Origin of the sequence: Arthrobacter alpinus (genome assembly GCF_900105965.1) — a bacterium.
Classification (GTDB): domain Bacteria; phylum Actinomycetota; class Actinomycetes; order Actinomycetales; family Micrococcaceae; genus Specibacter; species Specibacter alpinus.
Map to the genome: position 1 here is coordinate 1253064 of NZ_FNTV01000001.1, position 14580 is coordinate 1267643.

At 60.3% G+C, this 14580-nt stretch carries 13 protein-coding genes; 8 read left to right on the forward strand and 5 right to left on the reverse strand.

What is annotated here, in order from left to right; all coding sequences use genetic code 11:
- Positions 1-73: 73 nt before the first annotated feature.
- The 3 genes from BLV41_RS05940 to BLV41_RS05960 are packed head-to-tail and all read left to right on the forward strand — an operon-like array spanning position 74 to position 3236.
- Positions 74-1450 (forward strand): MFS transporter, encoded by a 1377-nt coding sequence (locus BLV41_RS05940; protein WP_074710984.1) that lies wholly within the window; start codon positions 74-76, stop codon positions 1448-1450.
- Positions 1447-2610, forward strand: coding sequence for a RidA family protein (locus tag BLV41_RS22435; protein WP_244516757.1), 1164 nt, complete (start codon positions 1447-1449; stop codon positions 2608-2610). The genes BLV41_RS05940 and BLV41_RS22435 overlap by 4 nt, the downstream gene beginning before the upstream one ends.
- Complete coding sequence (locus BLV41_RS05960) at positions 2607-3236, forward strand: RraA family protein (RefSeq protein WP_244516758.1); 630 nt, start codon at positions 2607-2609, stop codon at positions 3234-3236. Before BLV41_RS22435 ends, BLV41_RS05960 begins: the two co-directional genes overlap by 4 nt.
- Positions 3237-3479: 243 nt before the next feature.
- Here BLV41_RS05960 and BLV41_RS05965 read toward each other — a convergent pair whose 3' ends face one another.
- Positions 3480-4271 carry an SDR family NAD(P)-dependent oxidoreductase gene (locus tag BLV41_RS05965; RefSeq protein WP_074710985.1) on the reverse strand — a complete coding sequence of 264 codons (792 nt, stop codon included), beginning with the start codon at positions 4269-4271 and terminating at the stop codon, positions 3480-3482.
- A 136-nt stretch (positions 4272-4407) separates the two neighbouring features.
- Between BLV41_RS05965 and BLV41_RS05970 the strand changes: the two genes are divergently transcribed.
- A complete protein-coding gene (locus BLV41_RS05970) occupies positions 4408-6273 on the forward strand; it encodes an AfsR/SARP family transcriptional regulator (RefSeq protein ID WP_074710986.1) in 1866 nt (621 codons plus the stop codon).
- Between the two features lie 28 nt (positions 6274-6301).
- Here BLV41_RS05970 and BLV41_RS05975 read toward each other — a convergent pair whose 3' ends face one another.
- From BLV41_RS05975 to BLV41_RS05990, 4 genes are read right to left on the reverse strand one after another with little or no spacing between them, the layout of a single operon-like run.
- Positions 6302-7033, reverse strand: a complete 732-nt coding sequence (locus tag BLV41_RS05975; RefSeq protein ID WP_083360919.1) for a copper homeostasis protein CutC — start codon at positions 7031-7033, stop codon at positions 6302-6304.
- Positions 7034-7050: 17 nt separating this feature from the next.
- A complete protein-coding gene (locus BLV41_RS22280; RefSeq protein ID WP_074710988.1) occupies positions 7051-7404 on the reverse strand; it encodes a hypothetical protein in 354 nt (117 codons plus the stop codon).
- Positions 7405-7418: 14 nt separating this feature from the next.
- Positions 7419-8657 carry a sulfatase gene (locus tag BLV41_RS05985; protein WP_074710989.1) on the reverse strand — a complete coding sequence of 413 codons (1239 nt, stop codon included), beginning with the start codon at positions 8655-8657 and terminating at the stop codon, positions 7419-7421.
- Positions 8648-9265: a PadR family transcriptional regulator gene (locus BLV41_RS05990; protein WP_074710990.1), complete on the reverse strand. Its 618-nt coding sequence runs from the start codon at positions 9263-9265 to the stop codon at positions 8648-8650. Before BLV41_RS05990 ends, BLV41_RS05985 begins: the two co-directional genes overlap by 10 nt.
- A gap of 150 nt (positions 9266-9415) precedes the next feature.
- Here BLV41_RS05990 and BLV41_RS05995 point away from each other — a divergent pair, with 150 nt between their 5' ends.
- From BLV41_RS05995 to BLV41_RS06010, 4 genes are read left to right on the forward strand one after another with little or no spacing between them, the layout of a single operon-like run.
- Positions 9416-10948 (forward strand): ABC transporter substrate-binding protein, encoded by a 1533-nt coding sequence (locus tag BLV41_RS05995; protein WP_074710991.1) that lies wholly within the window; start codon positions 9416-9418, stop codon positions 10946-10948.
- A gap of 39 nt (positions 10949-10987) precedes the next feature.
- Positions 10988-11929 (forward strand): ABC transporter permease, encoded by a 942-nt coding sequence (locus BLV41_RS06000; protein ID WP_074710992.1) that lies wholly within the window; start codon positions 10988-10990, stop codon positions 11927-11929.
- Positions 11926-13719, forward strand: a complete 1794-nt coding sequence (locus BLV41_RS06005; protein ID WP_211481609.1) for a dipeptide/oligopeptide/nickel ABC transporter permease/ATP-binding protein — start codon at positions 11926-11928, stop codon at positions 13717-13719. The genes BLV41_RS06000 and BLV41_RS06005 overlap by 4 nt, the downstream gene beginning before the upstream one ends.
- Positions 13716-14540: an ATP-binding cassette domain-containing protein gene (locus BLV41_RS06010; protein WP_074710993.1), complete on the forward strand. Its 825-nt coding sequence runs from the start codon at positions 13716-13718 to the stop codon at positions 14538-14540. Before BLV41_RS06005 ends, BLV41_RS06010 begins: the two co-directional genes overlap by 4 nt.
- Positions 14541-14580: the final 40 nt, after the last annotated feature.

Below are 14580 nucleotides of genomic sequence, written 5' to 3' on the forward strand. Positions count from 1 at the left end.
CACACCAGAGTTGAGGGCAGGCGGTGACTCCACCGCAGAATTGTTCCCCTACCCCAATTGTTGGAGAGCTTCCATGCCCAATTTTCCAGATTCCGGCGGTGCGGTGTCACCAGGTCCGGTGACCAAGATGCGAAAGATCGCCGTGGCCAGCGTGATCGGCACCACCGTGGAGTGGTACGACTTGTTCCTTTTCGCCACCGCCTCGGCGCTCGTGTTCAACAAGATCTTCTTCCCCAGCTTTGATCCCCTCGTTGGCACCATGCTGGCTTTCGGCACATTTGCCGCCGCCTACGTGGCCCGGATCATCGGAGCAGCACTGTTCGGCCACTTCGGAGACCGCATGGGGCGCAAGTCCATGCTCCTGACGTCACTGCTGACGATGGGGGCCGCCACCTTTGCCATTGGTCTCCTCCCCGACTACGGCACAATCGGAATCGCAGCCCCCATCCTCTTGCTGGTGCTGCGAGTCGTTCAGGGTCTTGCCCTCGGCGGGGAATGGGGTGGTGCCGTGTTGATGGTGGTGGAACACGCGCCCAAGGAAAAGCGCGGGTTCTATGGATCGCTGGTCCAGATCGGCGTTCCCGGTGGAACCTTGATTGCCAACCTGGTCTTCTTGCTCGTTGCCGGGGTCATGCCAGAGGAAGCGCTGCTTTCCTGGGGCTGGCGAATTCCCTTCCTTGTGAGTGTGCTGCTGGTTGCCGTGGGACTTTACATCCGGCTCTCCCTTGAGGAAACGCCGTCTTTCCAGGCCGTCAAGGATGCTGGCGCCAAGGCCAAAATCCCACTCTTCGATTTGCTGCGCAAGTACTGGAAGCAGGTTATTCTCGGCGCCCTGGCCACCGTGTCGACGGGTACTGCATTCAACATCCTTGTTGCATTTGGCTTGACCTATGGAAAGACCGAGCTGGATTTTCACACGCACACCATGTTGTTGGCTGTGCTTGTCGCCTGCGTGGTTGGCCTCGTGATGCTGCCGGTGTTCGGCCGGCTGTCTGACAAATTTGGTCGCAAGCCGGTGATCATCGGCGGATTGCTTGCTGAGATTGTCTTCGCGTTCCCGCTGTTTTGGCTCATGGACACCCGCACCGTTGCCGGACTGCTCCTTGGCTACGTCCTCATGATGACGGCATTCTGCGCCAACTACGGACCCATAGCGACGTTCCTGGCCGAGCTGTTTGGCCCACGAGTCAGGTACTCCGGGCTGTCAGTGGCGTACATGCTGGCGGGACTTCTGGGCAGTGCCATTACGCCCGTTGTCACCACGGCACTGCTCAACGCGACAGGCGAGGGGTCATCCGTTGCCTGGTTCCTCATCGGCTCGGCGCTCGTGTCCCTGGTGGCACTTCTCCTGCTGACTGAGACGCTGCGAAAGAACATCAATGTGGTTGACGACGACGGCGCCAAAGCCACCACCAGCCTGCCGTCCGAAGCACAAGGGGTGAAAGTATGATCCGGCGAGTGGGCAGGGGCAACGGCACCTTGCTGACCGCCGGAGCGGCCTCCGAAGCCGTCATCGCCAATGGATTCGTGTTTGTCTCCGGACAAGTCCCGGACCATGTGACATCCGCGGCGGACCCAAGCGACTTTGGGGTGCAGGTCCGGCAAGCCTTGGCCAACCTTGAACAGACCCTGACGGCGGCCGGGTCCGGTATGGACCGGGTGGTCAAGGTGACAACCTTCCTCACCGACCCCAGGCTTGCCGACTACAACGTGATCTACGCCGAAGCATTTGGTTCCACTTTTCCGGCCCGGACCACTGTCATGGTTGCCGACAGTGACCATGCCATTGAGATCCAATGCATCGCCGTTGCGGGGGATGTGGAGCCCGCCGGGAGCATTCGGAGGATCGCCAATGTGGACGGCATGGCACCGGTGCTTGGCCCGTACTCGCAGGCCGTCGTCGCCAACGGCTTCGTCTTTACCTCCGGACAGACGCCGGCCATCACCAGCATGGCCGACCAGCCGGAGCGCTTCGGTGGAAAAGTGCGCCAAGTGCTGGCCAACCTGGACACTGTCCTGACGGCCGCGGGTTCAAGCATGGACCAGCTGGCCAAGGTGACAACGTACTTGACCGACCCGGGGCAATTGCTTGAATACAACGACATTTACGCCGAGACGATTGGTGCGGACCTGCCCGCGCGAACGTCATGCAGTGTGGATATTTGGGACATTGCCTTGGAAATTGAGTGCATTGCAGCCTTGGATTGTTCATCTCAAGAGGGGACCGCCATCAAGAGGTTCGCGACTTTCCCGGGACTGGCCGATTCAGTGGGCCCCTTTTCCCAGGCTGTGCTATCCAATGGTTTCATCTTTACAACCGGTCAAATCCCGCTGATTGGCAGCGTAGATGAGCGGCCGCATGATTTTGCCGGCAGTGTCCGGCAAGTGCTGTTGAACTTGAACACGGTGCTGGAGGGAGCCGGATCCAATCTGGAGTCGGTGGTCAATGTGACCACCTATCTGACCAGCCTTGATCAGAGGGACGTGTATGAGCGCATCTATGCCGAGGTGTTTGGTGAACAGCTTCCGGCGACGACGTCTGTGTGCGTGGGCATCTGGGATTTTACGTTTGAAATCCAGTGCATTGCGGTGGGGGTTGATGAATCGTGAGCGGAACTGCAGTGTGGGACGCCGAGCTGCTGACCCGGCTCCAATCCGTCAGCTTTCCGACCATTGGGCATTTTCTGGAGGACGGTTTCCTTGATTCCGGAATCCGTTCCATGCTGGAAAATGTGCACTTGGTGGGGCGCGCTGTCACCGTGAGGGTTGCGGGGGCCGACGCTTTTGCAACCAACCGTGGGCTGGCATTGCTGGGTCCTGGTGACGTCCTGGTCATCGAAACTGGGGGCGACATGAGGCACGCCCCTGTGGGGGCCGTGACAACATGTGCCGCCCAAACTGCCGGCGCCGCGGGCATTGTGGTCGACGGCGTCGTGACGGACCTGGTTGAGCTGCGCGAAGCCGGGCTGCCCGTCTTTGCGCGCGGCACCAGCGTGCTCACCACCAAACGACAGGCCGACCCCGGCAGCGCCGTCAACGTGCCCGTGGTCTGTGGAGGGGTGAGCGTAAACCCAGGCGATGTGGTCATGGCTGACGACAATGGAGTCCTGGTCCTGACGCCTGAGGCTGCCGCTGCCATCGTCGATCGGGCACTCGCCTCTGACGCGGCTGAGCCCGGAATACTGGCACGCATCCGCTCAGGGGAAGCGATAGCAAGCGTACTTCCAGTCGAGTGAGAGTTGGCCGTGTGAATCCCTAAGTCGGTATTTTCCTGCCAACGCTCAAGTCATCGAGTGCGCAAACGGAACTGAGGTGGGATTCGCCCCACAAGTCTCAAATGGCTGTGTTGGCAGCTGCCAACACAGCCATTCTTACGTGGGCGAAGCGCTGGTTCAAAAAAACGCCTTGGCGGGGAAAGTCGCGCAAGGAGCATTGGATTCCGGGCAGCATCCGCAGGCCGGGTGAGCCCTCCGGCCTGCTTAGAACAAAGCAGTCAATACACCTCCGTCAACGCGCACCGCTGATCCGTTCGTCGCGGATGCTGCCGGGCTTGCCAGGAAAGTCACCATGTTCGCGATCTCACGTGGTTCTATGAATCGTTCCAGCAGTGAAGTTTGGTTCGTCGCGATGATCGCCTTCTTCATATCGTCTACTGAAATGGCCGATTGACGAGCGAGCGCCTCGACAGTTTGAGCAACACCGTCGGAGTACGTAGGGCCGCCAAGCACCGAGTTCACAGTCACGCTGGTGCCCTTGGTGAGCTTGGACAGGCCGTTTCCAACGGCCAGCATTGCCGTCTTTGATGTGCCATAGTGGATCATTTCGGCCGGGATGTTGGCCCCTGACTCACTGCTCACGAAAATGATTCGACCCCACCCTCGGTCCAACATGGCCGGCATTGCGCTTCTGGCGAGTCGCACGCCGCTGAGCACATTCACCTCAAAGTACATCCGCCAGTCCTCATCCGAAATGAGGTCAAAAGGCTTCAACTCGAATAATCCGACATTGTTGATGAGAATGTCGACGCCGGCAAGGTCGGTGCATAGTCCCTCTACCTGGTCCGTGTCAGCGAAGTCGGCTGCGATGCCAGCAACGGATGCCCCGGGAACTTCTCGCCGCAGCGACTCCACGGCCGCGGATAGCTTTGCTGCGTCACGCCCGTTGAGCGTCACGTCCACGCCTTCTGTGGCCAACGCCTTCGCGATGGCATAGCCGATGCCTTGGGTCGAGCCGCTGATGAACGCCTTTTTGCCTCTGAGTTCCAGATCCATGTTTCGCTCCTTCTGGTCGCGTACCGTAACGGCGACCTCATCCGCCGCCGGAAATTCCGGTGGGCGGTTAATGTGAGAATTCCACACCCGGATCAGCCCGCGATCAGCGGACAACAATACGAACTAGGATGAGCCAATGAGTCAGCTCCGTATTCGCGTTCTAGGCCGGATCGGCGCGGAGATCGACGGCGAACCCCTTCACCTCTCCAAGTCACGGCATCGTGAGATCCTCAGCATTCTGGTAGCCGCTCATGGCAGGACCGTGTCAACGGGCAGGTTGGTCGATGAGTTGTGGGAGGACGCCCCTGTCGGCGCGGTGGGCGCCGTTCGCACTTTCATCGGCGAGCTGCGCCGCATTCTCGAACCGGAGCGTCTGCCTCGCACGCCGCCGGAGAATCTCGTCACCGTCGCTGACGGCTATGCGCTCAAACTCACGTCGACCGCCGTCGACCTTTGGCGGGCCGAACAGGCCGTTCAGACGGCGAAGGGAAGCAGCCCTGCGGCGCGCGAACCACTTTTGACCGGCGCGTTGGAAGAGTGGCGCGGGACTGCTTTCGAAGAGTTCATCACTCGACCCTGGGCCAAGAGTGAGAGGGCCTGGATTGCTGAACTCAGGGCAGGAGCGGTCGAGGACTTGGCAGAAGCCAGACTTGCGCTCGGTCAGCCAAAGGACGTTGTCGCGCTACTCGATGCGCACATCGTCGAACATCCTTGGCGTGAGGAAGGCTGGCGGCTTCTCGCACTCGCCTTATATCGGTCCGCACGCCCGGGAGATGCTCTGGCCGTAGTCTCCCAAGCCCGCTCCACCCTCATGCAAGACCTCGGGATCGATCCCAGTGATCGGCTCGCAGGGCTCGAACAAGGCATCATGCGTCGCGATCCTGCACTCGATCTCGCCGACGACGGCGGCTCGATCCTGTTGCGGACCGCCACCGCACGCACCGGTGTGCGTTCCCAACTCGAAAGCGTCACCGTACTCCTGCCTCTGCTCGCGGTGTCCGGGTCGGTCCAGTTCGCTGCGGACCAACGGATGTCCGCAATCGCTGCTGCCGAACAATTCGGCGACCCGGAATTGGCGGCGCGCGTCATCGGCGGGTTTGACGTGCCAGGCAGCTGGACTCGGTCGGCTGCGATCGTTGACGCCGCCCTGCGGACAATCTCGATCCTGCCAGCTGGGGCGTCGGACCGGGTACGGGCGAGGCTCCTCGCCACCGTTGCCATGGAATCACGTGGCACCGCCAACCGGCTGACCGAGGCCGCCGAAGCCGAACGAATCGCCAGGCGGCTGGGTGACCCCTCTCTGTTGTGCTTTGCGCTCAGTGCCCGCTATGTGCAGACTTTCGAGAAGGCCGGACACGCAAGATCACGCGAAACAATCGGCGCCGAGCTCATTGCCCTAGCCGTCGCAGCGGAGTTGCCGACCTTCGAGATCCAGGGACGGCTGATCACGATGCAGGCACTGTGTGCCCTGGAGAACATCTTGGCTGCTTCGGATGAGGCCGCAAAAATAGATGCTCTTGCCGCACGTTTCGACCGACCCCTCGCATCCGTCTTCACCGCCTGGTTCCGATGGGTCTTCACCCAGGGCCCTCCACCGCCAGAAGGAAGTGAGATGCCCGGATTCAGGATCGGGTTGCATGACCTGGCGAAGTTCACTGCGGCTGTTCGAGCTGGAGCTGAGCTCCAGGATGGGCATTTTGGGCCATACGAACCCTGGGTGCGCCCCTTGCTTCTTGCTAGGACGGGGCGCCAGAAGGAAGCCGCGATGGCTCTCGATAGTCTTGAAGTGCCACCACATGATCTGATGCTCGAGGTGTCATGGTTCCTGATCGGACTTGCTGCGATCGCCAGCGGAAACAAGGACGCGGGGCGGCGTTCCTACCACGCTCTCCTGCCAGCAGCAGGAGAGCGTGCAGGCGGCAGCGGCGCAGTCGACCTCGGCCCAATCTCGCCACTACTCAACGAACTTGTTCAATTTTGCGCTATGGGGGATCAATACTGACTCAAGTCCACGTGAAAGCGGCCAAGTGTCAGAGGGCTGCTGTGGCACAAGTGGAGAAGGCGTTCGCGGCCTCCCGAGCTTTCCGTACAACTTCTCGATTCGTGACCATGTAGGTGTCCGGGCCGCCGTCGTTGACCATTTCCTTGGCCGAAAGATGCACGGCTGACAGCCCGGCCCGGCCCATCGAGGCTATGTCTGCGACCCGGAGCCCACCACCGGCCATGATTTCAATCCGGCCAGCAGCACGATCATTCATCGCCGCCAAGGCGAATAGACCGTCTCCGGCAGTAGGTGCTCCTCCCGAGCTGAGAACGCGGGTGAAACCCAGCGAAATGAGTTTTTCAACAGCCACGACACCAGAAGTTGACGAATCGATGGCGCGGTGGAAGGTCAGCTGGGCGTCGGGATTAACGGCCAGGGCCGACTCGACGAATCGCCGGGAGGCCTGGCAATCTATGCCGCCCGAGGGCAGTAGCGCTCCGAATACCACGCCGTTCACTCCCCGTTTCAACAGGTCGGTGGCATCCCGGATCATGGTCTCCACTTCGAGCGTGGAGTAGACGAAATCGCCTGGACGGCATCGCACCAGTGGGTGAATTTCCAGTCGGTCGGCAACGCATTCGGCGCTTATCTCCAGTAGGCCCAAACTCGGCGTCAATCCTCCCAATTCCAAGCTGGTGCACAGCTCTATCCGGTCAGCGCCCTCTTCGGCCGCAATGGCCGCGCCTTGGGCGCTGACGACAGCAATCTCCAGCTTCATGATCGGACCCTCGAGATTCATCGCCCGACACCAGCAACTTGCGGACGTCCTGCAGGCGGTTGAAAGAGCTCCGTTCGGGTACTTGGAATGAGGGGATCCAAGGCATGGCCGACCTTGCCCGTCTTCTGCGGAATGGGAGCGGCCTCCCATGACGTAGAGACGGCACCGTTGTTCGGGTTCAACCGTGCAAAGAGGTCATCGGCCAGGTGGGAGCGGCCCGTGCGGCGCAGATGCTCCATGTAAATCTCGGGATCGTTGTACAGTGCAGGGCCCTCTTGCAGGGCGGTTTGCATGGGGTCGGGCGCCGATCCCGGCATGCCAGCATAACGATTCCACCATTCGGCCAGGCGCGAGCGCATCAGCACCACCATGGCAGGCTCCGCGTCTAGGAGGTTTTCCGTGAGGAAAGGGTCCTCCTTGACGTTGAACAGTGACTCCCACTCTGCCCTGAATGCGCCGGGGTGGTACGTACGGATGTAGAGGTGGTCCCGGTCGCGGACGGCCCGTTGGAAGGTGTGGGCGCCGTGTCCCATGACCAAGTATTCGCGGCTTTCAAAGTCCTCGCGGTGCAATACCTTGGCGAAGCTTGTCCCTTGCCATTTGCGGGGATGGGCAACCCCAGAAGATCGCAAAGCGTGGGCGCGTAGTCGATGTTGTAGAGCAGGGCGTCGCTTCGAATTTGCGCCGTGCCGTCGGTCAGCCCGGGCCACTTGATGATCATGGGCAAGTGGTGGACCGGCTCATTGGCCAGTCCGTGTTCAGCGTAGGACCCTTGTTCGCCGAATGACTCGCCGTGGTCGGCGCTGACGATGATCGCCACGTCCTCGCCAAGGCCCATGGCCCTGATGCCGTCCAGCAGGCGACCAAACTGGCTGTCCCAATACATGATGGCGCCGTCGTAGCCGTTGATGAGCCGCTCGTAATCGTCCCGAGTGCGAATTGCTTGGGGCGCGTTGTCGGGGGAGCGGTTTTCGATCATGCCGTCGGAATACATCAAATCCAGGGCTGAGCGTGGCCCGTACACTTCGGCATGGGCATCAATGGCGTTCTGGTCGGGCCAGGCGGGTGCGGGACCCGCGTCCTTGGCGCGGTTGGTCCATTCTTTTTCCTGCAGGTAGTCCATGTGCGGATCCCAGTAAGTCAGATGCAGGTACCAGTCGGGGTTTTCCTTGTGCCCGCCGATCCATTCCAGAGCCCTGTCGGTGATGATGTTGGCGGGCTCGTCGCCCACCTCGGGTGTGGCCCGCACCGTCTCGCGGAAGTTGCCCAGGAAATACCAAGCCCGGTGCCGCTCGGCAAAGGAGGAAATGCACGCAGTGAGATAGCCGTGGGCTCCCAGGTGTTGACCGAGCAGCGGCCGCCCCGGTTCCAGGCCGTGGCCGGCGTCGATCCTAAAGCGTGCAGCGCTTCCATGATGACCAACAACGCCGTTGGTTATGCCGAATTGGCCCGATGTCAGGGCCGTGCGTGAGGGTAGGCAAGGGGAGTCGGAGGCATAGTAGCTCTCAAGGACCGCTGCCCCCTCGGCAAAAGCATCCAACTGCGGAGTGATTCTCCGCCGGTAACCGTAAGGTCCTGTATGGTCGGGCCGTAAGGTGTCGACGTCAACGTAAATCACCCGCATTTTTCATCCTCTCCGCTCTTTTGTTCGTCCGTGTTGCTGTGGTCTTCTATGTAGGCCGCGAGGCGCGCATGGGCCATCTCCAGCCAGGAAAGATTCGATTGGCCCAGCAGGAATGAACGCTCCCCAACCATCCTGACCAGTTCGGCCTGCCAGTCCGCGTCCACCGGGACTGCCGCCTCACCCAGATCCGCTGGTGCTTCATAGGGGCGGCTTTCGGCCTGCTGACGGCGCCGGTACTTCAATTCCGTGTCCAGCACATCCATGGCGGCTTGTGGGCTGACCACCCCGCCGAGGAGCATCCGCATCTGGAAGTCAGCTTCCAGAGGGCGAATCGTGGGGGTGTGCTCGGACATGGCCCAGCCAACAAACGCGGCGACACCGGCGGATGTCAGCGTGTACACCTTGGCGTCGGGGCCCGAGCCGCGCTGGTCGACCGTGACCTCGACCCAGCCTTTCGTGTGGAAGTCGTTGAGCTGGCGGTAAATCTGCGGCGGCTTGGGGCTGTAGCCAAAGTAGGGCGCCTCCTTGGCCATCCATTTGTACAGGTCGTAGCCAGACATGGGGTTGGTTGCGAGCCGTCCCAAAATAATGCATTCAAGTTTCTTCACAATGTGTTGCCCCTCACGTATCTATGTGTTTATGATACTAGTGCAAGCCCGAGATAAAGGGCAAGACTTCTATATACTATGAACGGTTGAACATAGTTCCGGTAACCAAATGGGGAACTGCCGGAATCATGTGGGACCTAAGGAGCAATCGTGTTTTCACGTCGCAGTGTCTTACAAGGATTCGCAGTTGGAACTGTTTTGCTGGGAATAAGTGCCTGCAGCAGCAACAAGCCAGGCACCGTCGCCGCCGCCGGGGAAGCAACATTGACTCTAGGTGCCGGCGTCGAGCCTTTGTCTTTTGATCCCGCGCAGTCACGCGAAGCCCAGTTTGTCCAGTACTTTCAGCCCGTCTTCGACACCCTGATCCGCCGCATGCCTGACGGGCAGCCCAGCCCCATGCTGGCAAAATCTTGGAGCTACAACGCCGACAACACGGAGCTGACCTTCATGCTCCGTGACGACGTCAAGTTTAGCGATGGCGAAGCGTTTAACGCAGAAGCGGCCAAGGCCAACCTTGACCGCTTCAAAACCGCCGGCGGGCCGTTGCAGGCACAACTCGTCACGCTTGAGAGTGTCATGGCCAAGGACGCAACAACCCTCGTTCTGAAGCTAAGCACACAGGACCCCAGCCTGATCGTCAATCTCGGTGGCCCCAGCGGCTACATGCAGTCGCCCAAGCAGTTCACGAGCGCCAACATCAAGACCCAGCCGATAGGATCAGGGCCTTACAAACTTGACCGGTCCAAAACAACCCCCGGCGCCCTGTACACGTACGTCAAGAACGAGAACTACTGGAACAAGGAGCTCCAACAGTTCGCCACTATTGTCATCAAGCCAATGAAAGACGAGAATGCGCGCATCAACGCGCTCCGCTCGGGCCAGATTGACGGCATGATTGCAACGGCGAAGACGATTTCCGAGGCCAAGAAATCCAAGATCAACGTTCTTGAATACCCGGGCGATTGGCAGGGCCTGACCTTCTTGGACCGGGCAGGCACACTTGCCCCTGAACTCAAGGACCCCCGAGTTCGCCAGGCCATCAACTTTGCAATCGACAAAAAGACCATTCTAGAAAAAGTGGGCCTAGGGCTCGGCGAGGTCACCAGCCAAATCTTCAGCCCAAAATCGAGCGCCTTCGTCAAGGACCTTGACAGCGCTTACGACTTCGACATCGCCAAAGCCAAGTCGCTGCTGGCTGAGGCCGGTCTTGCCGATGGTTTCACCCTCACCATGCCGTCTTCCTCGAGCATGGATCCGGCCATGGCGCCTGCATTGCGAGACGGGCTGGCCCAGGTCGGCATCAAGGTTGACTGGGCCGACGTATCCGCCGCGGCTTACCAAGCGGAGCAACAGTCCGGCAAGTACCCGGCAGTCTTCGCGGGCTTCGGGCAGCCGGCCGTCGGATGGGGTGCCGTCACGCAGATCATTGCACCCAATGCCGCATGGAATGTCCTTAAGTCAACCGATCCCAAGATTGAAGCGTTGCTGGGAAAGATCAAGCTTGCCTCGGACGACGCCGCAGGGCCCGAATACCAGGAACTAAACAAGTACTTGGTTGACCAGGCCTGGTTTGCACCGTTCTTCCGCGTCACTCAGCCCTACTACACCAGCAGCAAGGTTTCCGTGGAGGCGCAATCTGGCCAGGCCGTTCCCTCGATTTACAATTTCACTCCTGCCAAGTGACATACGGCCACCACACCAGGACCATCAGGAGCTAGACCCATGATCCACTATGTTGCGCGCCGTTTGGGCGCCGGAGTTCTTCTTGTTATCACCGCATCTTTTGTGGTGTATTTGCTGATGCTTGTTAACAGCGCGCATATGGCCCAGATCCTACTGGGCCCGGACGCAACCCCGGACCTAGTGGCGCGCAAGACAGTTCAGCTCGGCTTGGACAAGCCGGGAATCGTCCAGTACGGGAACTGGCTGTCCCACGCAGTCCGCGGCGACCTGGGGAATTCCTGGAGCGACGGCGAATCTGTAGGCTTCCTGATTTTGAACCGAATTTCAGTGACGTTGTCCCTGGCCATCGGCACAATCATCGTTTCGGTCGCCGTGTCACTGGTAATCGGCATGGCGGCCGGCGTGCGTCGCGGCGTCCTCGACCGCGTGGTTCAGATCATCTCAGTTGGCGGACTGGTGTTCCCCGGATTCTGGTTGGCACTCGTCCTGGTGGTTTTCATTGCCATCAACCTGGGCATCCTCCCCGCCACGGGCTACATGCCGTTCACCCAGGATCCGGTGGGATGGTTCCTCAGCCTGGTCCTGCCGGTCTTCTCGTTGGCGTTGGGGGCAGTAGCCGGTTTGTCGCAACAAATTCGCAGCGCAACCATCGCCACGCTGGAAAAGGACTATGTCCGTACCTTGCGCAGCCGTGGCCTGCCGGAATGGTTGGTGCTGTTGCGGCACGTCCTGCGCAACGCGGCACCCCCCACGCTGACAATTGTCTCGTTGAACTTCATTGGCCTGATGAGCGGGGCGGTCATGATCGAGCAGATCTTCGCCCTGCCAGGTATCGGTTCCCTTGCAGTTACCTCAACCACCAGTGGCGACATTCCCGTGGTTATGGGAACAGTGATCATTGCGGTGATCATCGTAGTCCTCGTCAACATAGCCGTTGACTTGGTCAATGGCTGGCTCAATCCGAAGGTACGTCTCTCATGAGCACCATTTCTTTAACCAAAGCCTCCGCCACCATGGCCCGGCGCGGGACGTGGCACAGGCTCGTGCGTGCACCTCTCGCCCTGACGGCACTGATCCTCCTGTTCGTGATCGTTCTTGCCGCCTTGGCGGCCCCTCTGCTGACCGTCTACGACCCCAACGTTGGAATCCTGGCCGACGCACTCGCCACCCCGGGCCCTGCCCATTGGCTTGGTGCCGACAGCGCAGGCCGCGATATTTTCGCACGCCTGCTTTTCGGCGGCCGGGTAACTCTCGGCGCCGCTGCTCTGGCCTTGACGGTTGCCACTGTGGTTGGTGTCTTGACGGGTTTGTTTGCCGGCTTTTACGGCAAATGGTTTGACGTCTTGTCCGAGTGGACCACCAGCTTGGTGATGGCTCTGCCAACCATCATGCTCCTGTTGGCTGTCCGGGCCGCGGTTGGCAATATTCTTTGGATCAGCATGGTGGTCCTTGGCTTGCATTTGGCTCCCGGCTTCCACCGCTTGACTCGAACCATTGTGGTGGGTGTGCGCCACGAATTGTACGTTGATGCGGCACGGGTCTCTGGTCTGAGTGACATGCGAATAGTCCTTCGCCATGTCCTTGCCGCCGTTCGGGCGCCCATCATCATCAATGCTGCATTGACGGGTGTTGTTGCCATTGGTGTCCAGTCCGGCCTGGAATTTCTGGGGCTCGCCAACACCCAAATCGCCTCGTGGGGAACCATGCTCAACGAGGCCATGGTGAACCTCTACGTTGCACCGGCCCTGATGTTGTGGCCCGGCATTGCCTTGGGCATTGTGAACGTGGCGTTGATCCTCTTTGGCAACGGGCTTCGGGATGCTCTTGAAGACAGGCCGGCTGCCAAAGGTGGCAAGAAGCGCACGACGGCGGCCGCGTTGGCTGCCGCCGCGGCCCAGGACATGGCGGGCGAGAAAGTCTCGGCCGTGGTGCCCGATGCAGTCTTGCGCGTAGAAGGATTGCGCATCGGCTACCCCAGCGCAGACGGCATCACGACCGTAGTTCATGGTGTGGACCTGGCGGTGCGCCCCGGTGAAGTCTTGGGGCTTGTGGGTGAGTCGGGTTCCGGGAAAACACAAACAGCTTGGTCAGTTCTTGACCTGTTACCGCGAGAAGCCAAGATTCTGGGTGGATCCATTGTGCTTGACGGCCAGGACCGAGCAAAACTTCCGGCCGGACGGCGTCGGGCCTTGCTGGGGGACACCCTGGCCTACATTCCCCAAGAGCCGATGTCCAACCTCGACCCATCATTCACCGTGGGGCAACAGCTGACCCTGCCCCTGCGGCGCACTATGGGTTTGAACCGTATCGAGGCGAAAGCCAAGGCCCTGGCACTTCTGGAACGGGTCGGCATTGCTGATCCGGAACGGACGTTCAATTCATATCCACACCAGATTTCAGGCGGTATGGCTCAACGTGTCCTCATTGCCGGCGCCGTCTCCTGCGAGCCCAAGGTGCTGGTGGCCGATGAACCGACCACGGCCCTGGACGTAACAGTCCAGGCAGAGGTCCTTGACCTACTACGCAGCCTGCAGCAGGAACGCGGCATGGCGATGCTGCTGGTCACCCACAACTTTGGCGTGGTGGCCGACATCTGCGACCGGGTGGCAGTGATGCAGCATGGCCGCATTGTGGAAACCGGAGATGTCGCCGAAATCTTTGCGGCCCCGAAGCACCCCTACACCCGGATGTTGCTTGGTTCGCTGCTGCACGAGCGTGAACCGCGGACTCGACTAGTTGATTCGGTACAGCCGTTGGAGGCATCAGCGTGAGCGAAAAATTGTTGGAAATCAAAGACCTGGTGACCGAATTCCCGATGCGCGGATGGGGCAAGAAACCGTTCCGTGCGCTGAAGGGCATCAATCTGGAGGTGTCCAAGGGGGAGACCCTTGGCTTGGTCGGGGAATCGGGATCCGGTAAAACCACCCTTGGACGTGCCGTGTTGGGATTGGCTCCGGTGACCGAAGGGTCCATCCTTTTTGAGGGGCGAGATCTGGCCGTCATGAACCGGCAGCAGCGCCGAGAAATGTCCGATCAACTCCAGGTGGTCTTCCAAGACCCCTACACGTCCCTGAACCCTGCCATGAGCATCGAAGAGATCCTGGCCGAGCCTCTCCGGGTTCGTGGCACATCCAAGTCCGAAGCGAACACTCGCATTGCCCAGCTGCTCGACCGAGTCCAGTTGCCGGCAGACAGCGGCCAGCGCCTGCCCCGGGAATTTTCCGGGGGCCAGCGCCAACGCGTTGCGATTGCCAGGGCTCTCGCGTTGAACCCACGGCTCATTGTGTGCGATGAACCCGTCTCCGCCCTGGACCTATCAACTCAGGCAAGGATTCTTGACCTGTTCCTGGAACTTCAAGAAGATACCTCAGTGGCCTACCTGTTCATCTCGCATGACCTGGAGGTGGTCCGCCACATCAGCCACCGCGTTGCCGTCATGTATGGCGGCGAAATTGTTGAGTGCGGCGACGCTCGCCAGGTCACCGAGCGCCCTGAGCACCCTTACACGCGCCGACTGCTGATGGCATCACCGGTTCCCAACCCGGCGGAGCAAAAGAAGCGCCGTGAGGAACGGAAGCTGCTGACACTTTAGATAGATCCGCACGTTACGGTACACCTGCGTTACTTCCCGT